This window comes from Micromonospora citrea, from assembly GCF_049629545.1.
Taxonomy (GTDB): domain Bacteria; phylum Actinomycetota; class Actinomycetes; order Mycobacteriales; family Micromonosporaceae; genus Micromonospora; species Micromonospora citrea_A.
Genome location: NZ_JBNADX010000001.1, coordinates 228,120 through 251,044 on the forward strand (window position 1 = coordinate 228,120; position 22,925 = coordinate 251,044).

15 protein-coding genes are annotated in these 22,925 nt (G+C 73.9%); 10 read left to right on the top strand and 5 right to left on the bottom strand.

Features of this window, described 5'->3' with window-relative positions; translation table 11 throughout:
• The first annotated feature begins 3 nt into the window (after positions 1 to 3).
• From ACPFP2_RS00980 to ACPFP2_RS01005, 6 genes are all read left to right on the top strand, one after another.
• Complete coding sequence (locus tag ACPFP2_RS00980; protein WP_424085063.1) at positions 4 to 1,014, top strand: enediyne biosynthesis protein; 1,011 nt, start codon at positions 4 to 6, stop codon at positions 1,012 to 1,014.
• The gene (locus ACPFP2_RS00985) at positions 1,011 to 6,761 is read left to right on the top strand and encodes a type I polyketide synthase (RefSeq protein ID WP_424085065.1); all 5,751 of its coding nucleotides are present in this window, start codon (positions 1,011 to 1,013) and stop codon (positions 6,759 to 6,761) included. The genes ACPFP2_RS00980 and ACPFP2_RS00985 overlap by 4 nt, the downstream gene beginning before the upstream one ends.
• Before the next feature lies 1 nt (position 6,762).
• Positions 6,763 to 7,203 carry an acyl-CoA thioesterase gene (locus ACPFP2_RS00990; RefSeq protein WP_424085068.1) on the top strand — a complete coding sequence of 147 codons (441 nt, stop codon included), beginning with the start codon at positions 6,763 to 6,765 and terminating at the stop codon, positions 7,201 to 7,203.
• Positions 7,204 to 7,222: 19 nt separating this feature from the next.
• A complete protein-coding gene (locus tag ACPFP2_RS00995) occupies positions 7,223 to 7,804 on the top strand; it encodes a flavin reductase family protein (RefSeq protein ID WP_424085070.1) in 582 nt (193 codons plus the stop codon).
• On the top strand, positions 7,801 to 9,165 hold the full coding sequence (locus tag ACPFP2_RS01000) for a cytochrome P450 (protein WP_424085071.1): 1,365 nt from the start codon (positions 7,801 to 7,803) through the stop codon (positions 9,163 to 9,165). The genes ACPFP2_RS00995 and ACPFP2_RS01000 overlap by 4 nt, the downstream gene beginning before the upstream one ends.
• Positions 9,166 to 9,353: 188 nt before the next feature.
• Positions 9,354 to 10,043, top strand: coding sequence for an O-methyltransferase (locus ACPFP2_RS01005; protein ID WP_424085073.1), 690 nt, complete (start codon positions 9,354 to 9,356; stop codon positions 10,041 to 10,043).
• Between the two features lie 279 nt (positions 10,044 to 10,322).
• On the opposite strand, the gene ACPFP2_RS01010 is transcribed toward ACPFP2_RS01005, so the two are convergent.
• Positions 10,323 to 10,613: a phosphopantetheine-binding protein gene (locus tag ACPFP2_RS01010; RefSeq protein WP_363879099.1), complete on the bottom strand. Its 291-nt coding sequence runs from the start codon at positions 10,611 to 10,613 to the stop codon at positions 10,323 to 10,325.
• Between the two features lie 280 nt (positions 10,614 to 10,893).
• Between ACPFP2_RS01010 and ACPFP2_RS01015 the strand changes: the two genes are divergently transcribed.
• From ACPFP2_RS01015 to ACPFP2_RS01030, 4 genes are read left to right on the top strand one after another with little or no spacing between them, the layout of a single operon-like run.
• The gene (locus ACPFP2_RS01015) at positions 10,894 to 14,160 is read left to right on the top strand and encodes a non-ribosomal peptide synthetase (RefSeq protein WP_424085076.1); all 3,267 of its coding nucleotides are present in this window, start codon (positions 10,894 to 10,896) and stop codon (positions 14,158 to 14,160) included.
• Between the two features lie 5 nt (positions 14,161 to 14,165).
• Entirely contained in the window at positions 14,166 to 15,773 is a 1,608-nt protein-coding gene (gene cmdF, locus ACPFP2_RS01020) for a tyrosine 2,3-aminomutase (protein ID WP_424085078.1), read from the top strand.
• Positions 15,774 to 15,803: 30 nt separating this feature from the next.
• Entirely contained in the window at positions 15,804 to 17,303 is a 1,500-nt protein-coding gene (locus ACPFP2_RS01025) for a tryptophan 7-halogenase (protein WP_424085080.1), read from the top strand.
• A 14-nt stretch (positions 17,304 to 17,317) separates the two neighbouring features.
• Positions 17,318 to 18,709, top strand: coding sequence for a condensation domain-containing protein (locus tag ACPFP2_RS01030; RefSeq protein WP_424085082.1), 1,392 nt, complete (start codon positions 17,318 to 17,320; stop codon positions 18,707 to 18,709).
• A gap of 64 nt (positions 18,710 to 18,773) precedes the next feature.
• Here the strand turns inward: ACPFP2_RS01030 and ACPFP2_RS01035 are convergent, their stop codons facing one another.
• The 4 genes from ACPFP2_RS01035 to ACPFP2_RS01050 all read right to left on the bottom strand — a co-directional run bounded on the left by ACPFP2_RS01035 (position 18,774) and on the right by ACPFP2_RS01050 (position 22,827).
• A complete protein-coding gene (locus ACPFP2_RS01035) occupies positions 18,774 to 19,787 on the bottom strand; it encodes an SDR family NAD(P)-dependent oxidoreductase (protein ID WP_424085084.1) in 1,014 nt (337 codons plus the stop codon).
• Positions 19,788 to 19,881: 94 nt separating this feature from the next.
• Positions 19,882 to 20,304: an SgcJ/EcaC family oxidoreductase gene (locus ACPFP2_RS01040; RefSeq protein WP_424085086.1), complete on the bottom strand. Its 423-nt coding sequence runs from the start codon at positions 20,302 to 20,304 to the stop codon at positions 19,882 to 19,884.
• Between the two features lie 31 nt (positions 20,305 to 20,335).
• Positions 20,336 to 21,517: an acyl-CoA dehydrogenase family protein gene (locus ACPFP2_RS01045; RefSeq protein ID WP_424085088.1), complete on the bottom strand. Its 1,182-nt coding sequence runs from the start codon at positions 21,515 to 21,517 to the stop codon at positions 20,336 to 20,338.
• Positions 21,518 to 21,771: 254 nt separating this feature from the next.
• A complete protein-coding gene (locus ACPFP2_RS01050; RefSeq protein ID WP_424085675.1) occupies positions 21,772 to 22,827 on the bottom strand; it encodes an RNA polymerase subunit sigma-70 in 1,056 nt (351 codons plus the stop codon).
• Between the last annotated feature and the right edge of the window lie 98 nt (positions 22,828 to 22,925).

Here is a 22,925-nt window from a genome sequence, read left to right on the forward strand (position 1 = left end):
GAGATGGCCGAGACCAAGACCAGCCCCGTCCGACACGACACCAAGACCACGACGGCCCTCCGCCGCTTCGCCATCTCGATCACGATCTTCAACATCGTCGGCTACACCTACCTCGGCTTCGAGCAGCCCTGGCTGTGGCCCTTCATCGCGCTCGCCACCGGGTACACCGTCGAGATCGTGCTCGAGGTGATCGGGGCCCGGGCCGAGGGCCGCGCGCCGCGCTTCCTCGGCGCCGGCCGGCGCGGGTTCGTCGAGTTCCTCTTCCCGGCGCACATCACCTCGCTGGCCGTCAACATGCTGACCTACGTCAACGACCGGGTCTGGGTGATGATGTTCGGCGTCACCGTCGCGATCGCCGCGAAGTGGATCCTGCGGGCCCCGGTGAAGGGCCGGCTGCGGCACTACATGAACCCGTCCAACTTCGGCATCGCGATCATCCTGATCCTCTTCCCGTGGGCCAGCATCGCCCCGCCCTACCACTTCACCGAGCACACCAACGCGTTCGGCGACTGGTTGATCCCGGCCATCATCGTCACCGCCGGGACCATGCTCAACGCCAAGCTCACCGGCCGGATGTGGCTGATCCTCGGCTGGCTGTCCGCGTTCGTGCTCCAGGCGGTGGTGCGCGGCCTCATCCTCGACACGGCCATCCTGGGCGCCCTCGGCATGATGACCAGCGTGGCGTTCGTGCTGTTCACGAACTACATGATCACCGACCCGGGCACCAGCCCGTCCAGCCCCGCCTCGCAGCTCGCCTTCGGCGCCGGGGTGGCCACCCTCTACGGGGTGATCACCGGCGCGGGGATCGCGTACGGGCTCTTCTTCGCCACCGCCGGGGTCTGCCTCATCCGCGGCATGTACCTGTGGGCGCTGCACATCTCCAACAAGGTCCGCGAGCAGCGTGAGGCCGCCACCGCCGGCGGAACCCCCGGCAGCGTGCCCGCCCCGGTCCCCGCCGGCGCCGACGCCCTCGCCGCGGGCCCCAACTCGCACAAGGAGGCGGTACCGGCATGAGTGCGATCGCCGTCGTCGGCCTGGCGTGCCGATATCCCGACGCCGCGTCGCCGCGGGAGCTGTGGGAGAACGTGATCGCCGGCCGGCGGGCCTTCCGCCGCCTGCCGGACGAGCGGATGCGGCTGTCCGACTACTGGGACGCCGACCGCAGCGTCCCGGACCGGTTCTACGCGCGCAACGCGGCCGTCATCGAGGGGTACGAGTTCGACCGGATGAAGTTCCGCATCGCCGGCAGCACGTACCGCTCCACCGACCTGACCCACTGGCTGGCCCTGGACGTGGCCGCCTCGGCCCTCGGCGACGCCGGCTTCCCGATGGGGGAGGACCTGCCCCGCGAGCGGACCGGCGTGGTGGTGGGCAACACCCTCACCGGGGAGTTCTCCCGGGCCAACGTGCTGCGGCTGCGCTGGCCGTACGTGCGTCGGACCGTCGGCACCGCCCTGCGTGAGCAGGGCTGGGACGACGAGCAGCTCGCCGACTTCCTCGGCGCGCTGGAGCAGCGCTACAAGGCGCCGTTCCCGGAGATCGACGAGGACACCCTGGCCGGCGGCCTGTCCAACACCATCGCCGGACGGATCTGCAACTACTTCGACCTCAAGGGCGGCGGCTACACCGTCGACGGCGCCTGCTCCTCCTCCCTGCTGTCGGTGCTGACCGCCTGCCGCGGCCTGGCCGACGGGGAACTGGACGTCGCCGTCGCCGGCGGGGTCGACCTGTCGATCGACCCCTTCGAGATCATCGGCTTCGCCAAGACCGGCGCGCTGGCCCGCGGCGAGATGAAGGTCTACGACCGGGGCTCCAACGGCTTCTGGCCGGGCGAGGGCTGCGGCATGGTCGTGCTCATGCGCCACGAGGACGCGGTGGCGCAGGGCCGGCGGATCTACGCCTCGATCGCCGGCTGGGGGGTGTCCTCCGACGGCAAGGGCGGCATCACCCGGCCGGAGGAGGACGGCTACCGGCTGGCGCTGCGCCGGGCGTACGACCGGGCCGGCTTCGGCGTCGAGACCGTCGCCATGTTCGAGGGGCACGGCACCGGCACCGAGGTCGGTGACGCGACGGAGCTGCGGGCGCTGACCGAGGCGCGTCGCGCCGCCGGGGCGTCCGGCACACCGGCCGCGATCAGCTCGATCAAGGCGATGATCGGGCACACCAAGGCGGCGGCCGGGGTCGCCGGCCTGCTCAAGGCCGTCCTCGCGGTGCACCACCAGATGCTGCCGCCGACCGTCGGCTGCGAGGAGCCGCACGACGTGCTCACCGCCGACGGGGCGAAGCTGCGGGTGCTGCCCACCGCCGAGCCGTGGCCGGCCGACACGCCGCTGCGTGCCGGGATCACCGCGATGGGCTTCGGTGGGATCAACACCCACCTGGTGCTCCAGGGCGAGGAGGGCACCCGCCGCTCGCCGGACGCCCGGACCCGCACGATGGCGGCCCGGGCGCAGAACGTCGAGCTGCTCGCCCTGGACGCGGACACCCCGGCCGAGCTGGCCGAGCGGGTCGGCGTCCTGGCCGGGCAGGTGGTCAAGCTCTCCTACGCCCAGCTCGGCGACCTGGCCGCCGGCCTCTACCGGGAGCTCGGTGACCGGCCGTACCGGGCCGCCGTGGTGGCCCGCTCGCCGGAGGACGCCGAGCGTCAGCTGCTGCGGGTGCACGCCGCCCTCCAGGCGGGGGAGACCCGGCTGTACGCCGCGGACGGCCGGGCCTTCCTCGGCCACGCCCGCGGCTCCGCCCGGGTCGGCTTCCTCTTCCCCGGGCAGGGCACCGGCCGTGGCCGGCCCGCCCAGGCGCTGCGTCGCCGGTTCACCCAGGCAGACCGGATCGTCACCCAGGCGGCGCTGCCCACCGGTGACGTGGTGGCCACCGAGGTCGCCCAGCCGCGCATCGTCACTGGGTCGGTGGCTGGGCTGAGCGTGCTCTCCGCGCTCGGCATCGAGGCCGACGTCGCCGTCGGGCACAGCCTCGGCGAACTGACCGCGCTGCACTGGGCCGGGGCGATGGACCTGCCGTCGGTGCTGCGGATGGCCGCCACCCGGGGCCGCACCATGGCCGAGCACGGCCGCCCCGACGGCGCGATGGCCGGCATCCCGGCCGACCCGGAGGCCGTACGCCGGCTGCTCGGCGACGACCCGGTGGTCATCGGCGGCTACAACAGCCAGCGTCAGACCGTGGTCTCCGGCCCGGTCGAGGCGGTCGACCGGGTGCTGGAGCGCGCCGAGGCGGCCGGCATCGCCGGCAAGCGGCTGCGGGTCTCGCACGCCTTCCACTCGCCCCTGGTCGCCGAGGCGGCCGAGGCGTTCGGCGGGTACCTCGCCGGTGAGCGGTTCCATCCGTTGGACCGGCAGGTGATCTCCACCGTGACCGGCGCCGAGCTGCCCGCGGACACCGACCTGGCCGTGCTGCTGCGCAACCAGATCACCGACCCGGTGCTGTTCGCGCAGGCCGTCGCGTTGGCCGCCAAGGAGGTGGAGCTGTTCGTCGAGGTCGGTCCCGGACGGATCCTGTCCGACCTGGCCCGCACCGACGTGTCGGTGCCGGCGGTGGCGCTGGACACCGACGACGAGACGATGGCCAGCGTGCTGCGGGTCGCCGCGGCGGCGTACGTCGTCGGGGCCGCCCGGGTGCACCCGCAGCTCTTCGACGGCCGGCTGGTCCGGCCGCTGAAGGACGTCGACGAGTTCACCTTCTTCACCAGCCCCTGCGAGACGGTGCCCGAGGTGACGCTGCCCGAGGCGCGGCAGCGGGCCGTCGAGGCCGACGCGGCGGCCGGCGCCGCGCCCAGCGGGGAGCCCGCGGCGCTGGTGCTGCGCCAGCTCGTCGCCGAGCGGGCGGAGCTGCCGCTGGACATGGTCGGCGAGGACAGCCGACTCCTCGACGACCTGCACCTGAGCTCGATCACCGTCAGCCAGGTGGTCAACCAGGCCGCGCAGCGGCTGGGCGTACCGCCGTCGCGGTTGCCCACCAACGTCGCCACGGCGACCGTACGGGAGGTCGCCGAGGCGCTGGACACCCTGGTCGGCACCGGCCTGACCGAGGACCTGGCGCAGCCGGAGTCGGTGGCCGGCGTGGCCACCTTCATCCGGGCGTTCGCGGTCGACCTGGTCGAGACGCCCGCGCCGGTGCCGGGCCCCGCCGGGCCGTCCGGGACGTGGCAGCTCTTCGGCGCCCTCACCGACCCGCGCGCGGAGCAGGTCCGGCAGGCGCTGGCCACCGGTGGCGTGGGCGGCGGCGTGCTGGTCTGGCTGCCGGCGGACTGCCCTCCGGAGCAGCTCGAACCGGCCCTGCAGGGAGCCCGGGCGGTGCTGGCCGGCGGGGCGGGCGACCGCTTCGTGGTGGTGCAGCACGGCCTCGGGGCCAGTGGCCTGGCCCGCACCCTGCGGCTGGAGGACCCCCGGATCCGGACCACGGTGGTGCACCTGCCGACGGAGCTGGACGCCGCCGAGCGGGTGATGGCCGAGGTCGCGGCTACCGACGGCTACCACGAGGTCCACTACGACTCCTCGGGCGGACGCCGGGAGCAGGTCCTGCGGGCCCTGCCGATCACCCCGGGCCGGACCGAGCAGCCGCTCACCACGGGCGACGTGCTGCTGGTCACCGGTGGCGGCAAGGGCATCACCGCCGAGTGCGCGCTCGCCCTGGCCGCCGACGCCGGGGCCAAGCTGGCCGTGCTGGGCCGCTCCGAGCTGGCCGGTGACGCGGAGCTGACGGCCAACCTGGAGCGCTTCGCCGCGGCCGGGGTCGAGGCCCGGTACTTCCGGGCCGACGTCACCGACCCGGAGGCGGTCCGGGCCGCCGTGGACGAGGCCCAGCGCCTGCTGGGCCCGGTCACCGCGGTGCTGCACGGCGCCGGACGCAACGAGCCGGCGGCGCTGACCTCCCTGGGCATGGACGCCTTCCACGGCGCGCTGGCGCCCAAGGTCGGCGGGCTCGCCGCCGTCCTGGCGGCGGTCGACGCCGACCGGCTGAAGCTGCTGGTCACCTTCGGCAGCATCATCGGCCGGGCCGGGCTGCGGGGCGAGGCGCACTACGCCACGGCCAACGACCGGCTCGCCGAGCAGACCCGGCGTTTCGGCGCCGCCCACCCGGACTGCCGGGCGGTCTGCCTGGAGTGGTCGGTCTGGTCGGGCGTCGGCATGGGCGAGCGGCTGTCCGTCGTCGAGTCGCTGACCCGCGACGGCATCACCCCGATCACCCCCGACCAGGGTGTGGCGGTGCTGCGCCGGCTGGTCGGCGACCCGGACACCCCGCCGGTGGTGGTGGTCAGCGGACGGGCCGACGGCCTGGACACGCTGCGCTTCGAGGAGCCGGAGCTGCCGCTGCTGCGCTTCGTGGACCGGCCCCAGGTCCGCTACCACGGGGTCGAACTGGTCACCGACGTCGAACTCACCGCCGGCAGCGACCTGTACCTGCCCGACCACCTGCTCGACGGCAACCTGCTCTTCCCGGCGGTGTTCGGGATGGAGGCGATGGCGCAGGCGGCCATGGCGGTCACCGGCCGCGAACAGGTGCCGGTCATCGAACAGGCCCGGTTCGCCCGGCCGATCGTGGTGCCACCGCACGGCAGCACCACCATCCGGATCGCGGCCCTGGTCACCGCCGACGACACCGTGCGGGCGGTGATCCGCACCGCGGACACCGGGTTCGCCGCCGACCACTTCGAGGCGCTGCTGCGCTTCGACGCGGATCCGGTGCCGGCCGGCCCGCCGGAGCAGGTCGCCGACGACCTGCCGCCGGTGCCCCTGGACCCGGCCCGGGACCTGTACGGCGACACCCTGTTCCAGGGGGCCCGCTTCCAGCGGTTGCGCGGCTTCCACCGGGCCGCCGCCCGCGACGTCGACGCCGACGTGGCGACCGTGCCCGGCACGGACTGGTTCAGCGCCTACCTGTCGAGCACCCTGGTGCTCGGCGACCCGGGAGTCCGGGACGCGCTGATGCACGGCAACCAGGTCTGCGTGCCGGACGCGACGCTGCTGCCGGTGGCGATCGAGCGGCTGTACCCGGCCGGAGCCCGGATGGGGGTCGACGAGCCGCTGCGCTATTGCGCCACCGAGCGGGAGCGCGACGGTGACACCTACGTCTACGACATCGCGCTGCGCACCGGCACGGGCGAGGTCGTCGAGCGGTGGGAGGGCCTGCACCTGCGGGCCGTACGCAAGAAGGACGGCCGGGGTCCCTGGGTGGCGCCGCTGCTCGGCTCCTACGTGGAGCGGACCCTGGGCGACCTGATCGGCGCCGCCGTGGCGGTCGCCGTCGAGCCGGACGGCGAGGCCGACGCCGGCGACCGGGACGCCCTGGCGGTCGGCCGTGCCCTCGGGCACGCCGTGTCGCTGCGCCGCGACCCCGACGGACGCCCGGAGAAGGTGGGCGACCGCGCGGTGGCGGTCTCGCACGGTGCCGGACTCAGCCTCGCCGTGGCGGCCACCGCCCAGGTCGGCTGCGACGTGCGGCCGGTGCCGGCGCGCTCGGCCGAGGAATGGTCGGCGGCGCTGGGCCGGCACGGCACGCTGCTCGACCAGGTGGTCGGCGGCCCCGGTGAGGACCGGGACACCGCCGGGACCCGGATCGAGGCGGTCCTGGCCTGTCTGCGTCAGGCCGGCCTGCCGGAGCACGCGCCGGTGGCGCTGACCCCGGCGCAGCACGACGGCTGGCTGGTCTTCGCCTCGGGCCCGGTGCGGGTGGCCACCCTCGCCACCACCGTGGGCGACGCGGCCGCGCCGGTCGTCCTGGCCGTCCTCACCGACGGGTGGTCCTGACATGGAGGACTACTACGAGTACCGGCACACGGTGGGCTTCGAGGAGACCAACCTCGTCGGGAACGTCTACTACGTCAACTACCTGCGCTGGCAGGGACGGTGCCGGGAGATGTTCCTGCACGACAAGGCGACGGACGTCCTCGACGACCTGCGCGACGACCTGAAGCTGTTCACGTTGAAGGTGGACTGCGAGTTCTTCGCGGAGATCACCGCCTTCGACCAGCTGGCCATCCGGATGCGGCTGGTGGAGCTGGCACAGACCCAGATCGAGTTCAGCTTCGACTACGTCCGGCTGCACCCCGACGGCGAGCTGCTGGTCGCCCGCGGCCGGCAACGGGTGGCCTGCATGCGCGGGCCGAACAACCGCACCAGCCCCGCCCGGGTCCCGGAGTCGCTGGCCCGGGCCCTGGCGCCCTACCGGGCACGGGTACGGGCGGCGTAGCGACCCACGGGAGGTACACGTGAACGTCCACTCAGAGTCCGTCGTCGAGCCGTCCGACCCCGTCCAGCTGCGCCGTGCGTTCGGCTCGTTCGCCACGGGCGTGACCGTGGTGACCGTCGGCGGGGACTGTCCACACGGGATGACGGCGAACTCGTTCACGTCGGTGTCCCTCGACCCGCCCCTGGTGCTCGTCTGCGTCGAGCAGCAGGCGATCATGCATCGCAGCCTCCAGGAGCGCGGCCAGTTCGGAGTCTCCGTGCTGGCCGCGCACCAGGAGCCGGTGGCCCGGCACTTCGCGAACCGGCGGCGCCCCCTGGGCGCCGCCCAGTTCGACGCGGTCGACTGGGCCCCCGGCCGGGTCACCGGCGCCCCGCTGATCACCGGGGCGCTGGCGCACTTCGAGTGCGAGCTGTGGCGGTCCTACGAGGGTGGCGACCACACCATCTTCGTGGGCAGCCTGCTCTCGGCGCGCCGGGAGCCCGAGGCCGACGGGGTGCTCTTCGTCCACGGCCGGTTCCGGCAGCTCACCCCGGACGGCGTCGACCTGGCCGACGGCGTGCCGGCGTGGCACGCCACGGCCCGGGGCGGGGTGACGGGATGACGGCCCCGCAGGTCCGCCGGGTGCCGGCGGGTCCGACCGGGCCGGCGATGCTGCGTACCCTCTGGCAGCTCGGCCGGGACCGGCTGGGCATGATGCGTACGGCGGCGAGCTACGGCGACGCGGTCCGGCTCGGGCCGAGGTTCAAGACGCTCTACTTCTTCAACCACCCCGACCACGCCAAGCACGTGCTGGCCGACAACAGCCAGAACTACCACAAGGGGGTCGGGCTGGCCCAGGCCCGCCGGGCCCTCGGCGACGGCCTGCTCACCAGCGAGGGCGAGCTGTGGCGCAAGCAGCGCCGGGTGATCCAGCCGGCGTTCCAGGCCAAGCGGATCGCGGCGCAGGCCGGCGCGGTGGTCGAGGAGGCCGCCCGGCTGGTCGACCGGCTGCGCGAGCACCGCGACGGCGCGCCGGTCGACATCGTCAAGGAGATGACCGGGCTCACCCTCGGGGTGCTCGGCCGGACCCTGCTCGACAGCGACCTCAGCGGGCACCGCTCGGTGGGGCACGCCTTCGAGGTCATGCAGGACCAGGCCATGTTCGAGATGGTCACGATGGGCTCGGTGCCGACCTGGCTGCCGCTGCCCCACCAGCTCCGGTTCCGGCGCGCCCGGCGGGAGCTGCAACGGGTCGTCGACGCGCTGGTCGCCGAGCGGCGGGCCCGGGGCGAGGAGGGTGACGACGCGCTGTCCCGGCTGATCGTCTCGACCCGGCAGGAGGCCGATCCCCGGGTCGGCCGGCTGCGGATGCGCGACGAGCTGGTCACCCTGCTGCTGGCCGGGCACGAGACGACGGCCAGCACGCTGGGCTGGACCTTCCACCTGCTCGACCGGCATCCGGAGGTCCGGGAGCGGGTCCGCGCCGAGGCGGTGCAGGTGCTCGGCGACCGGCTGCCGGTGTACGAGGACCTGGCCCGGCTGCGGTTCACCGCCCAGGTGATCAACGAGGCGATGCGGCTCTACCCGCCGGTGTGGATGCTGTCCCGCATCTCCCAGGGGCCGGACGAGATCGGCGGGTACCACGTGCCGGCCGGTGTGGACGTGCTGATCTGCCCGTACACCCTGCACCGGCACCCGGACTTCTGGGACGAGCCGGACCGGTTCGACCCCGACCGGTTCGACCCGGCCCGCTCCGGAGGCCGGCCCCGGTACGCGTACGTGCCGTTCGGCGCCGGACCGCGGTTCTGCGTCGGCAACAACCTGGGGCTGATGGAGGCCACCTTCGTCACCGCCATGGTGGTGCGGGAGCTGCGGCTCACCGCCGACCCGACGTACCAGGTGGTGCCCGAGCCGATGCTCTCGCTGCGGATCCGGGGCGGGCTGCCGATGCGGGTCACGGCCGTCTCCTCGGCGACGGTGTGAGCGCCGGACGTCTCCGGCGCCGACCGTGGCGCCGACCGCCGCGCCCCGGGCGCGCGACCGTACGGGTCGTCGCGTCCGGGGCGCCGCACACCACAGGATGCCCCCGCCCGGGGCGCGGGTCGACGATGGTCGCGACCGCGGATCGATGGACGTGCGACGGCACGGCCGGCACGTCGGGAAGGTGACGCATGAGCAACGCGGGATTCACCGAGGTCAAGCACGTGCCGGTGAACCAGGCGGTCCAGGACTACCTGACCCGCTCCAGCTCGCCGCCGGACCCGGCGTTGAGTGGGCTGGTCGACGCGACCCTCGCGGTGGGCGAGGCGGCGGGGATGATGGTGACGGTCGAACAGGCCGCGCTGCTGACCATCCTGACCCGGCTCGTCGGGGCGCGTACGGCGGTGGACATCGGGACGTTCACCGGGGTGTCGGCCCTGGCCATCGCCCGTGGGCTCGCCCCGGGCGGCCGGGTGGTGACCTGTGACGTCACCGACCGGTGGGCCGACATCGCCCGGGCCCACTGGGAGCGGGCCGGGGTGGCCGACCGGATCGACTTCCGGCTCGGCTCGGCGGCCCGCACGCTGCGGTCCCTGCCCGCCGACACGGTCGTCGACCTGGTCTTCATCGACGCCGACAAGATGAACTACCCCACCTACTACGAGGCGGTGCTGCCGCTGCTGCGCCCCGGTGGCCTGCTGCTGGCCGACAACGTGCTGCTCGACGGGTACGTCCTGGACCCGGAGCTGGCCGAGCCCGGTCTGCCCCGCCGCGCCGCGCAGACGCTGCGCGCCTTCAACGCCACCCTCGCCGCCGACGACCGCTTCGAGAGCGTCATGCTGCCGATCGCCGACGGGCTCACCATCGCCCGGCGCCGCTGAGGCGTCCGCACCGGACCCCGGGCCCGCCGGCCCGGGGTCCCGTCGTGTGCGCCGCCGGCGCGCACCCGCGCGCCGTGGATCCCGCAGTGCCCGCCGCCCTGCGCCGGAGCTTCACCCTGCGGTCCGGACTGCTGGCCGCGCCCGCCGGCCGACGCGGTCCCGCGTCGGTGGGCACGACCGTCGACGTGGTCCCGACGGCCCGGCCGCCGATCCGGGGCCGGACACGACGACGCGGACCCACCCCCGAGAGTGGATCCGCGACGTCGGATCGGGCGCGGGTCAGGCGGGGCTGGCCGCCTGCGCGTCCCGCCCGGGCAGCGCGGCGGCCACCACCGCCGCGGTGAAGGTGGTCAGGTCCGGGTCCTCGAAGAGGAGCCCGACGTCCACCACCACACCGAGTTCGTCCTCGATACGGGTGACGATGCGAACCGCCGAGATGGACTGTCCCTGCAATTCGAAGAAAGTGGCGTCAGGCCGATCCTGCGGCATGTGCAGAACGTCGCGCCAGATCGCCTCGACACGCTTTTCGACCGCTGACTGACTCGAACCGCTCAGATCGATCTCCGTCATGCGCAGTGCTCCCCTCCTGGCCAGGTCCGGTACCCGTGGCCGGCCGGCCACCGCCGGACCGCAGCAGGCACGGCGTACCGCGCACCCATGCTCCGTGCGGCCGGTGGGCCCGCGCATCCTTGCGATTGCGCGGCTGAGGACGGTGTCGCGAGGCGGCGCGCGGGTATCTCTTCCCGCGTCGGGCCGCTCGGGGAAATCCGGGCGGGCAATTGTGCGTGCTCGCTTTCGAGATCGCAATTGTTGAGAAGACCACCCCATTGCTGCGTGCCACGATTCGACCGTGGCAACGAGCGGAGACACGACGCTGGCCGGCACATCCGGAACGGATGCCGGTCCCGTCCGCACGTCCTGGGCGCAGGACGGCGTGTGGCTGCTCGACCACCTCGCCCCGTACCGGGGCGTGCACCGGATCGTCCGTACCTGGCAGGTCGACGGGACGGTCGACGCGCCGGCGCTGCGGGTGGCCTGGCGGACGGTGCTCCGGCGGCACGAGGTGCTGCGTACCCGGCTCGCCGAACGGGCGGGCCGCCCGGTGCCGGTGGTCTCCGCCGACGTCGAGGGCGCCTTCGTCCACGTCGACCTCACCCACCTCGCCGACGCCGACCGCGACCGAGACGCCGACCGGGTCTGCGCGGCGGCCGCCACGGCCCCGGAGCACGCCACCGACGGCCCGCTGGCCCGGCTGACGCTGGTGCGCACCGGTCCCACCGCGCACCGGCTGGTGCTGGCGCTGCACCGCGCGGTGGCCGACGACCGGTCGGTCTCCGTCATCGTCGACGAGCTGTCCACCTGCTACGCCGCGGCCGTGCAGCCCGCGACGGCCGGCCCGCTGTCGCTGCCGCCGGCCCTGCGCTACGCCGACTACGCCCGCTGGCAGCGCGACCTGGTCGCCGCCGCGGCCGGACGACGGCTGCGCGACTGGTGGACCGCCGCGCTGACCCCGCCCCCGCCACCGGTGGCACTGCCGGCCGACCACGACCCCGCCACCAGGCCGTCGGCCCCCGCCGGCCTGGTCCCGTTCGACTGGGGTACCGAGCTGGCCGACCGGCTCGCCACGTTCTGCCGGGCCCGCCGGGCCGACCCGACGGTGGTGCTGCTGGCCGCCCTCCAGGCCGTCCTGCACCGCTACGGCGACGACGACCGGGTCAGCGTGGTGATGCCCGTACCGGTGCTCCCGCCGAGGTTCACCGGGCTCGTCGGCCCCTGCGACAACCTGCTGGTGCTCTGCGCCGACCTCGGCGGCGGCCCCACCTTCACCGAGACGGTCCTTCGCGCCGCCGCCGCCTTCCGGGCCGCCTGCGCGCACCGCGAGCTGCCGTTCGCGCGGCTGGTCGAGGAACTGCCCGTCGACCGGGACCCGGGCCGGGTGCCGCTCTGCGACGTGGTGCTGGCCGTGCCCGGGCCGGAGGCCGAGCTGCGGCTGGCCGGCGCCGAGACGCGCCCGGCGGAGATCACCGACGGCGGGCCGACCGTCGCGGACCTGGTGGTCACCGTACGCCGGACCTGGCCCTCGGTCACCGGCACGCTCGGCCACCGGGGGGACCGGTTCGAGGAAGCCTCGGCGGCGGGCCTGCTCGGGCAGGTCCGGACGCTGCTGTCGGCCGCGCTGGACGCCCCGGACACCCCACTGGACCGGCTGCCGCTGGACGCCCCGGCGGCGGCCGACCCGGCGCCGGACGGCCCGACGGCCGAACCCCCGCCGGTGCACGAGACCATCCGTGGGCACGCCGACCGGATCCCGGACGCGCTCGCCGTGGCCGGCGTGCCCGACCGGTGGACGTACGGCGAGCTGGAGCGCCGGGCGGCGGCGGTGGCCGGGTACCTGCGCGGGCTGCCCGTCGACGGCGCGCCGGTGGCGGTCCGGATGGCGCCCGGCCCGTGGCAGCTCGCCGCGTCGCTGGGCATCCTGCGCGCCGGCGGGCACCTGGTCTGGTTCGGCACCGGCGACGCGGGGGAGCGGGGCCGGGCGGTCCTGGCCGAGCTGCGCCCGGCCTGCCTGCTGCGGGCGGGCGAGGACCCGGCCGACGACCTGGCCCGCTGGTTCCGCGACGAACTCGACGGCCGGCTGGTCGACGTGACCGCGCTGCCGCAGCTGCCGGCGGATCCGGGCGGGCCGGCGGTCGACGACCCCGGGTCGCGGACCGCCTACGTGGCCTACACCTCGGGCTCGACCGGGCGGCCCAAGGGCATCGCCCAGACCCACCGGGCGTTCGCCCAGTTCGTCGGCTGGATGGCCGACGCCATGCGGCTGGGGCCGGGCGCCCGGGTGGCCCAGTGGGTCACCCCGGAGCACGACCCGAGTCTCTGCGAGGTGTTCGCCACGCTGGTCGGCGGGGGAACGCTGCACCCGGTGCCGGAGCGGATCCGGGTGCACCCCGAGAAGTTCACCGACTGGCTGGTGCGGGAGCGGATCACCTTCCTGCAGACCGTACCGAGCTTCGCCCGGGAGCTGCTGGCCGTGATCGCGGCCCGGCAGCCGGCCGACCGGCCCACCGGCCTGACCCGCCTGGTGCTGATGGGCGAGGCGCTGTCGGGCCCGCTCGTCGACGGGTTCCGCCGGGTCCTGCCGGACACCCGGCTGGCCAACATCTACGGCCCGACCGAGACGATCGCGGCCACCTGGCACGACATCACCGGCCCGGTGCCGGCGACCGTGCCGATCGGCCGGCCCATCCCCGGGCGGCAGGTGCTGGTCCTCGACGAGGCGGACCGGCCCTGCCCGACCGGGGTCACCGGCGAGATCGTCATCCGCAGCCGGCACGTCTGTGACGGCTACGTGGGCGGCGGCGCGGGCGCGCCGGCCTTCCGGGCCCCCGTCGGCCACCCCGACGACGGGACCGGCCCGCGGTGGTACCGCACCGGCGACCTCGCCCGGCGGCGGTGGGACGGCCTGCTCGAGTTCCGGGGCCGCCGCGACCACCAGGTCAAGCTCCTCGGCACCCGGGTGGAGTTGGCCGACGTCGAGGCGGCGCTGACCGCCCACGACGGGGTGGCGGAGTGCGTGGTGGTGCCGGTCACCGACTCCGACGGCCTGGTCGTCCGGCTCACCGCGTACGTCGTGCCGCGTCGCGGACCCGACGGCGGCCCGCTCACCGGCGCGGGCGAGTGGCGGGCCCACCTGCGGCGACGGTTCGGCACCGCGATGGTGCTCGTCTCCTTCGAGACGGTGCCCGACCGGCTGCCCCGCACCGTGGCCGGCAAGGTGGACCGCCGTCGGCTGCCCGCGCCGAGGTCGGCCCCGGTGCGCCGGGCCCCGACCGGCCCGGTGGAACAGGGACTGGCCGAGATCTGGTCGGACCTGCTCGGTGGGGGGCGCTTCGACGCCGAGGCGACGTTCTTCGCCGCCGGTGGGCACTCGTTGCTCGTCCCCCCGCTCGTGGCGCGGATCCGGCGACGCTTCGGCGTCACGGTGGCGCTGCGGGAGTGCTTCACCCACAACACGTTGGCCGGCATGGCTGCCCTGGTCGAGGCGGCGGGCGCGGCCCACGACAGTTCGGTACCAGCGGATTCGGCAGACCTGAGAGCTGTCACGGACGCGATGGAGTGAGTGCATTGACGTTGGCCAAGACCGCGCAGGCGGTGGAAATCACGGGCGAGGACCTGGACATCCCCGGGGTGCGGCGGGTCGCCGAGGAGGGCGCGCCCATCGAGGTGGCGTCGTCGTCGCTGGCCCGTGCCGGCAAGAGCCGGATGCTGTTCGAGGACATCGTGCGCCAGGACGTCCCGGTGTACGGCGTCACCACCGGCTACGGCGAGATGATCTACATGCTGGTCGACACCGCCAAGGAGGTGGAGCTGCAGACCAACCTGGTCCGCAGCCACGCCGCCGGGGTGGGCCCGCTGTTCGCCGAGGACGAGGCGCGGGCCGTGGTCACCGCCCGGCTCAACGCGCTGTCCAAGGGGCACTCCGCGGTCCGCCCGGAGCTGCTGGAACGGCTGGCGCTCTACCTCAACCTCGGCCTCACCCCGGCCATCCCGGAGATCGGCTCGCTCGGCGCCAGCGGTGACCTGGCTCCGCTGGCGCACATCGCGTGCACCGTCATCGGCGAGGGGTACCTGCTGCGCGACGGCCGCCGGGTGCCCACCGGCGAGGTGCTGCGCGAGCACGGCATCGAACCGATGCAGCTGCGCTTCAAGGAGGGGCTGGCGCTGATCAACGGCACCTCGGCGATGACCGGCCTCGGCGCGCTGGTGGTGGGCCGGGCGATGGACCAGGTCCGGCAGGCCGAGATCGTCACCGCCCTGGTGATCGAGACGCTGCAGGGCTCCACCAGCCCGTTCCTGGCCGAGGGGCACGACGTGGCCCGGCCGCACCAGGGGCAGATCGACACCGCGGCGAACATGCGGGCCCTGATGCGCGGCAGCGCGCTCACCGTCGAGCACCGGCAGCTGCGCAGCCAGCTCGCGGAGGGCAAGCAGGACGGCGTCGACGTCCAGCGCACCGACGTGTACATGCAGAAGGCGTACTCGCTGCGCGCCATCCCGCAGGTCCTCGGGGCGGTACGGGACACCCTCTACCACGCCACCAACAAGCTCAACATCGAGCTGAACTCGGCGAACGACAACCCGCTCTTCTTCGAGGGGCAGGAGGTCTTCCACGGGGCCAACTTCCACGGCCAGCCGATCGCCTTCGCGATGGACTTCGTGACCATCGCGCTCACCCAGCTCGGCGTGCTGTCCGAGCGGCGGACCAACCGGCTGCTCAACCGGCACCTCAGCTACGGCCTGCCCGAGTTCCTGGTCACCGGCGACCCGGGCCTGAACAGCGGCTTCGCCGGCGCGCAGTACCCGGCCACCGCCCTGGTCGCCGAGAACCGCACCATCGGCGCGGCCAGCACCCAGAGCGTGCCGTCCAACGGCGACAACCAGGACGTGGTGAGCATGGGGCTGATCGCCGCCCGCAACGCCCGCCGGGTGCTCGGCAACAACCAGCACATCCTCGCGGTGGAGCTGCTCGCCGCCGCCCAGGCGGTGGACATCTCCGGACGGCGCGACGGGCTCAGCCCCGCCGCCGCGGCGGCGTACGAGTTCGTCCGGGGCATCGCGCCCACCCTGGACCGGGACCGCTTCATGTCCGACGAGATCGAGCGGGTCGCCGACGCGCTGACCCGCGGTGAGCTGGTCGCCGCCCTCGGACAGACCGATGTCGAGCTGCGCTGAGCTCCGGCGGACGCCGGGTAGGGAGGTCCGATGATGGACAACGGGTACGACTACGACGTGGTGGTGGTCGGCGGCGGCCCCTGCGGCTCCACCATCTCCACCCTGGTGGCCATGCAGGGCCACCGGGTGCTGCTGCTGGAGAAGGAGCGGTTCCCGCGCTACCAGATCGGGGAGTCGCTGCTGCCGTCGACCGTGCACGGCATCTGCCGGATCCTCGGTGTGGAGGAGGACCTGCGCCAGGCCAACTTCATGCCCAAGCGGGGCGGGACGTTCCGGTGGGGGGCCAACCCCGAGCCGTGGACCTTCTCCTTCGGCCTGTCGTCGAAGTTCGCCGGCGACGCCGCCACCGCCTACCAGGTGGAGCGGATGCGCTTCGACCAGATCCTGCTGGACAACGCCCGGCGCAAGGGCGTCGAGGTCCGGGAGGAGACGTCGGTGGTGGACGTGCTCGTCGACGCGGACACCGACCGGGTCGACGGGGTGCTCCTCAGCGGCCCGGACGGCGTCCGGCGCGAGGTGCGCAGCCGGTTCGTCGTCGACGCCTCCGGCAACAAGAGCCGGATCCACACCAGGGTCGGCGGCCAGCGGCGCTACTCCGAGTTCTTCCGCAACCTGGCCCTGTTCGGCTACTTCGAGGGCGGCAAGCGGCTGCCCGCGCCGAACCGGGGCAACATCCTCGCCGTCGCCTTCGACGCCGGGTGGTTCTGGTACATCCCGCTCACCGACGAGCTGACCAGCGTCGGCGCGGTGCTGATGCCGGAGGCGCTGGACCGGGCCCAGGGCGACCGGGAGAAGGCCCTGCTCGACCTGATCCAGCAGTGCCCGATGATCGCCGACTACCTCTCCGACGCCCGCCGGGTGACCGAGGGTCCGTACGGCGAGATCCGGGTGCGCAAGGACTACTCGTACATCCAGGAGAAGTTCTGGCGGCCCGGGCTGGTCCTGGCCGGCGATGCCGCGTGCTTCATCGACCCGGTCTTCTCCTCCGGCGTGCACCTGGCCACCTACAGCGCGCTGCTCGCCGCCCGGTCGATCAACACGGTGCTGCGCGGCGGGGTCGACGAGACGACCTGCTTCGAGGAGTTCGAGGTGCGTTACCGGCGCGAGTACGCCCGGTTCCACGACTTCCTGGTCGCCTTCTACGACATGCACCAGGACGAGAACTCCTACTTCTGGAAGGCGAAGAAGGTCACCAACAACGTCGCCTCCGAGGTCGAGTCATTCGTGGAACTGGTCGGCGGCGGCTCCTCCAACGAGGCCGCGCTCGTCTCTCCCGCCAACAGCGGGCGGCGCGGCGCCGCGTACCAGGAGCTGGCCGAGATGGTGGCGCAGCCGGTGCAGGAGGCCGGGGAGGACCGTGACCTGCTGCGCTCCACCCTGGCCCGGTCGGTGTCGAAGGAGGGCACCCGGATCCAGATCCAGGCGGAGCTCGGCGAGAGCACCGACGAGAACATCCCGGTACGCGACGGGGGACTGGTGCCGTCCACCGACGGTCTGCACTGGTCGACGCCGTCGCAGCCGGCCGGCTGACGGAAGGGAGCCCGATGACCGACACCCTGCTGCCCCCACCGACACCGGCCGGTGATCCGACGGGGGCGACGGAGCAGACCGGGACCCGCGTCCCGCTCTCCCTGCAACAGCAGTTCCTGCACCACATCGACCACGGCGACGAGACCGGGCCGTTCGGGCCGCGGTACACCATCGTCGGCGGCTGGCGGGTCACCGGCGAGCTGGACGTCGACACGCTGCGCCGGGCCCTCGACGACGTGGTGGTCCGGCACGAGACGCTGCGCACCTCGATCGTGCGCGACGGGGAGGAGGCGTACCAGCTGGTGCGCCCGCCCGCCGCGGTCCCGCTGGAGGTACGCGACCTGCGGGCCGGACCGCAGCGCGACCGCGACCTCGTCGCCGAGGACTTCGCCAACGAGATCGAGGCCGGTGTGTTCGGCATCGACGAGATGCCGCTGCTGCGGGCCGTGCTCGGCCGCTTCGACGCCCGCGACGGCGTGCTGGTCCTCGCCGCCCACCACACCGCGGTGGACGGCTGGTCGGTGCACCTGGTGCTGCGCGACGTGGCCGAGTTCTACTCCGCCCGGCGGGAGGGCCGGGCCCCGGAGCTGCCCCCGGTGCGGCAGTACCGGGAGTACGTGCGCTGGCAGCAGGAGAACCTCTCCAGCGAGAAGGTCCGCCGGGCGCGGGAGTTCTGGCGGGAGAACCTGCGCGGCGCGCAGGTGGTCGCCGTCCCGACCGACCGCACCCGGTCCGAGGAGCCCTTCGTCACCTCCTGGTACCGCTTCCTGCTCGACGAGGAGTTCCGCCGGGCCACCGCCGACCTGGCGGCGCGTACCCGCAGCACCCCGTTCATGGTGCTGCTGGCCGCGTACCTGACCCAGCTGCGCGAGCAGACCGGACGGACCGACCTGGTGGTGCCGACCTTCACCCCCGGACGCCATCCGGCCTGGGTGCAGAACACCGTCGGCTCGTTCTACAACTTCCTGCCCATCCGGGTCGACCTGACCGGCGCCGACGACTTCCCGGACGTGATCGTCCGGGCCCGGGCGGCCTGCCTCGCGGCGTACGCGCACGAGCTGCCGTTCATCCAGATCCTGGAGGAGGCCCCGGACGTCATGAACGAGGCCATCGGCCCGAACGCGGCGGCCTGCGTGCTCCAGGTGACCCAGTCACCGGACATGATGTTCGGCCAGCAGCACGGCGACCTGCACTTCGCCGCGATGCGCCGGCGGGTGGTGTCGGCCTCGGTCGGCTCGCAGATCCCCGACGGGGTGCTGTTCGGGCTGGAGGCGTCCCCCGAGGGCGGCCTGGTCGGCAGCATCGGCTTCACCACCAACCTGTTCGTCGAGAGCACCGTCCGGTCGATGGTCACCACCTTCCGGCAGACCCTCGTCGAGCTGCTGGGCGGGCCGGACCGCCCCTGACCCGGGTACGACGACGCCGGCGGTGACCCGTGCAGGGCCACCGCCGGCGTCGTCGTACGGCCGGTCAGTCCGGCTGCGCGGCCCGGCCGGCCTGCCGTCGGGTGATCCGACCGGTGCGGTGCAGCCACGCGACGGCGTCCCGGATCGTCTCCTCGACCGGGCGGGACGGCGCCGGCACCTCGCCGCCGGTGCGCAGGTCGCAGTGGCAGGTGTAGACAGCGCCGTACTCCACCGGGATGTGCCAGGGCCAGACCCGCTGCACCGCCGAGGTGGCGGCCCCCACCGGCAGCACCGCGGCCGACGGCAGGTAGGCGACCGGCAGCCGGCGGCCGGTGACCTCGCGTACCGTCGCGACGAACTCGCGGGTGGACAGGTGCCGGCCGGGCGCCAGCAGGCGGCGCGCTCCCTGCCCGGGGCGCAGCGCGTCGACGTGCAGGTCGGCGACGTCGCGGACATCGCCGACCGGGAACCCGCCGCCCGGCCAGACGGGCAGCTGCCCGCGCAGCAACGCCCGCAGCCGGCCGAGCTGGTCGCCGAGGTGCGGGTCGTGGGGGCCGAGGGTGGCCATCGGGTACGTGACCACGACCGGCGCCCCCGCCTCCTGGTACCGGCGGGCGACCTCCTCGGCGGCGGCCTTGGTGGCCATGTACCGCTCCCGGGGCCGGCCCACCGGCAGGTCGGTGGCGAGGGGACGTCCCCCGGTGGGCGCCAGGGCGACGAACGACGACACGTGCACGACCGGATCGACGCCCGCCTCGATGGCCGCGTCGAGCACCACCTCGGTGCCGCCGACGTTGACCTCCCGCATCCGGGCGTGCCGGCGGGTGTCGAATGAGTAGACCGACGCGGCGTGCAGCACCGCCGTACAGCCGTCGACCGCCCGTCGCACCGACTCCTCGTCGGTCACGTCCCCGACGACGGCCCGCACGTCCCGTCCGGACAGCCCGAACGGCTCCAGCGCGCGGTCCACCGCGGCGGGGTCGCGGACCAGCAGCCGTACCTCGTGTCCGGCGCGGCACAGGGCCGCGACCGAGTGCGACCCGATGAAGCCGGTGCCGCCGGTGACCAGTACACGCACGTCCGCTCTCCTTGTCCTGCTGGTGGGGGTGGGGTCGACACGTCGACGGCGCCGGTCGGAGGGGACTCCGACCGGCGCCGTGGGACGTGCCGGGTCAGCCGGCGTCGCGCGGGCTGTTCTGGTACGCGGCCAGTCGCCAGCCGTCGTCGGTGCGCACCAGCAGCCAGGAGGCCCGGATGGCGCGCTCGGCGGCCACCTCCGTCTCACCCGGGGCGAGGACGCCGCCCTCGGTGAGCAGGAGCGCCACGTCGGAGCTGAGGAAGCGGACGTCGAACGGCTGCCCGGTCACCTGGGTGCCCTTGTATGGCCCGGCGAAGCCCTGGGCCATGAAGGCGCGGATGTCGTCGCGACCCTTGCGGGTCAGGCCGGGCAGGATCATCGTGCCGTCGGCGGTGAACACGTCGGCGAAGGCGTCGGCGTCGTTGGCCGCCCACGCCTGCACGATGCGCCCGGGCACTGCCGCCACGGCGGCCTGGTCGTCGGCGGACACGTCCGGTGCGAGGCTGTTCGTGGTCACGGGAGGGATCCTTCCGTCGTGGAGGGGACGCTCAGATGTAGAGGGTGTTGGGGGCGAGGCCGCAGAGGATCCGCCCGTACAGCTCCGCGTTGGTGGTGGGGTTCATCAGCGCGTGCAGGTTGATCGCCTGCACGTCGCGGGCGATGCGCTGGATCGGCACGTCGTTGTAGACCGACGAGCCGCCGCTGGCGAGGGCGAAGACGTCCACCGCCTCCTTGCCGCGCCGGCACACCGCGCCGAGTTCGGCGCGGGCCCGGGCCCGCTCCTCGACGGTCCACTCCGCACCGTCGGCGGCCTTGCCGTCGACCAGGGCGGCCAGCCGCTGCGCGTGGAACTCGGTCTCGTCGCTCTTCATCACCGCGTCGGCCACCTGGTGGTGGGTGATCGGCGCGTCCTGCTGGCTGCCGTAGTCGGTGTAGGTGATCTTGCGCTCGGGCAGCCGCTCGAAGAACACCTCCCGGGCGGCGCGGGTCAGACCGACGACGCTGCCCACCGAGGAGGCCGAGGCGACCGGCAGCAGCGGGGCCCGGTGGATCGGCGACCCCGCGTTGGCCACCGAGGCGCCCTGCCCCTGCACGATGGCGCCCAGCGGCAGCACCCGGTCGGCGGGGACGAACAGGTCCTGGGCGACGGTGCTGACACTGCCGGTGCCGCGCAGGCCGCTGGTGTGCCAGTCGTCGATGATCTGCAGCTCCGACATCGGCACGAGCGCCAGGATCGGCATCGGCTCGCCCTGCGGGCTGATCTGCACCGCGACGATCTCCTGCCAGTGGGCGTGCAGCGCGCCGCTGATGAAGCCCCACTTGCCGTTGACCACGACGCCGCCGTCGACCGGGGTGGCCTGGGCGGTGGGGCTCAGCGTGCCGCAGACCCGCACGTCCGGGGTGGCGAAGACCTCGTCCTGCACGTGGTCGGGGAAGAGGCCCGTCATCCAGGTGGGGATCCAGTAGACCGAGGCGACCCAGGCGGCGGAGCCGTCACCCCGTCCCAGTTCCGAGGCGACCTCGACCAGCGTCCGGGTGTCGGCCTCGTAGCCGCCGTAGCGGACCGGCCGGCGCAACCGGAAGATGCCGGCGTCGGCCATCGCGGCGATCGTCTCGTCGTGGACGCGGCGGTTCTCCTCGGACCAGGCCGCGTGCCCACGGAGCACAGGTACGAGGTCGGAGGCGCGGCGGACGAGGTCCTCGCGCGTCGGGACATCGGTGGTGAGCAAAGCACCCTCCTTGGACATGTCGGCTGGGCGGTACGGACGTCCCCCGTCGCCCCCATCGGGCGCGTACGGTGCGGGGCTGCTCCGCCGAGGACGGGCGCCGGTCGGCGCGGCCGGTCAACCCCGAGGATCACAGAGGCCGGACGGGCCCCGCATCTCCCCGAATGCGTTGCGGCGGGCGGTACTCCGCCGCACGTCAGAGTGCTCGCCCGACCCGCGACGGCGGCCGGTCGTCGCCCCGGCGGCGGGGCGAGCGGTCACAGGGCCGCCGGCAGGCCGAACGCCGGGAACAGGTCCGGCTCGAAGGCGGTGATCTCGACGATCTTGCCGTCGGCGATCCGGAGCACCTCCAGCACCTGCGGACGGAAGGCGGTGTCGCCCGGACGGCGCACGTAGTGGGCCGCCGCCGGCTGCCGGTTGGCCCGGGTCGGCACGCTGCGCCACTGGCCGAGGTAGGCCGGCGAGCCCGGGTCGAGCACGTCGCGCAGGCTGGACAGGAAGGAGGACCGGTCCCACCAGGCCGGGTCGGGCATGCCCGGCACGCACGGCACCGGCATCGGCATGGTGATCCGGATGTCCTCCCGCAGCAGCTGCGCCATCGCGCCGGTGTCGGCGCGCTCCAGCACCCCCATGTAGCGCTGCAGGAGCGCGCGCTCCTCGTCGGTCGGATCCTCCGTGGGCGCCCACTCGATCCGCCGGGGCGGCAGGTGGTCCTTGAGGTTGGCCCGGGCCCGTTGCAGCGCGCTGTTGGCCGAGGCGACGCTGACCTCCAGCAGCTCGGCCGCCTCGGCGGCGGGCCAGCCGAGGACGTCGCGCAGGATCAGCACCGCGCGCTGGCGGGGCGGCAGGTGCTGGATGGCGACCAGGAACGCCAGCTCGATGGTCTCCTTGGCGACCACCGCCGCGTCGGGCTCCGCGTCGGCCGGCGCGGCCGGTTCCAGCAGCCGGTCCGGATAGGGCTGCAACCAGTACACCTCGTCCGAGGTGGTGGGACGGGGGCCGGCCTCGGTCGGCAGCGGGCTGCGACCGGCACGCGGCTGCCGGGGATGGCGGCTGAGGAAGTCCAGGCAGGCGTTGGTCGCGATGCGGTAGAGCCAGGCCCGGAAGGTGGACCGGGCCTCGAAGGTGTCCCGCTTGCGCCAGGCCCGCAGGAACGTCTCCTGGACCAGGTCCTCCGCGTCCTCGAAGGACCCGAGCATCCGGTAGCAGTGGACCTGCAGCTCACGGCGGTGACCCTCGACCAGACGGCCGAACGCCACCTCGTCGAGGGGCGTCGACGGGCGTGCCTCGAACTCGATGGAGTTGACCTTCACACGGCTCACTGATCGTGCCCCGCTCCCGACAGCAACTGATCGATGACGGTCGGCCAAAACCGTAGCACGGATGCGGTGCCGCTCAGCTCACCTTTCGT

What these genes read in the sequence shown, in the direction of transcription:
- ACPFP2_RS00985 (WP_424085065.1), top strand. Translation starts at nt 1,011, where the DNA reads ATGAGTGCGATCGCCGTCGTCGGCCTGGCGTGCCGATATCCCGACGCC.
- ACPFP2_RS01010 (WP_363879099.1), bottom strand. Translation starts at nt 10,613, where the DNA reads ATGACGGAGATCGATCTGAGCGGTTCGAGTCAGTCAGCGGTCGAAAAG.
- ACPFP2_RS00980 (WP_424085063.1), top strand. Translation starts at nt 4, where the DNA reads ATGGCCGAGACCAAGACCAGCCCCGTCCGACACGACACCAAGACCACG.
- ACPFP2_RS01030 (WP_424085082.1), top strand. Translation starts at nt 17,318, where the DNA reads ATGACCGACACCCTGCTGCCCCCACCGACACCGGCCGGTGATCCGACG.
- ACPFP2_RS01025 (WP_424085080.1), top strand. Translation starts at nt 15,804, where the DNA reads ATGATGGACAACGGGTACGACTACGACGTGGTGGTGGTCGGCGGCGGC.
- ACPFP2_RS01005 (WP_424085073.1), top strand. Translation starts at nt 9,354, where the DNA reads ATGAGCAACGCGGGATTCACCGAGGTCAAGCACGTGCCGGTGAACCAG.
- ACPFP2_RS00990 (WP_424085068.1), top strand. Translation starts at nt 6,763, where the DNA reads ATGGAGGACTACTACGAGTACCGGCACACGGTGGGCTTCGAGGAGACC.
- ACPFP2_RS01000 (WP_424085071.1), top strand. Translation starts at nt 7,801, where the DNA reads ATGACGGCCCCGCAGGTCCGCCGGGTGCCGGCGGGTCCGACCGGGCCG.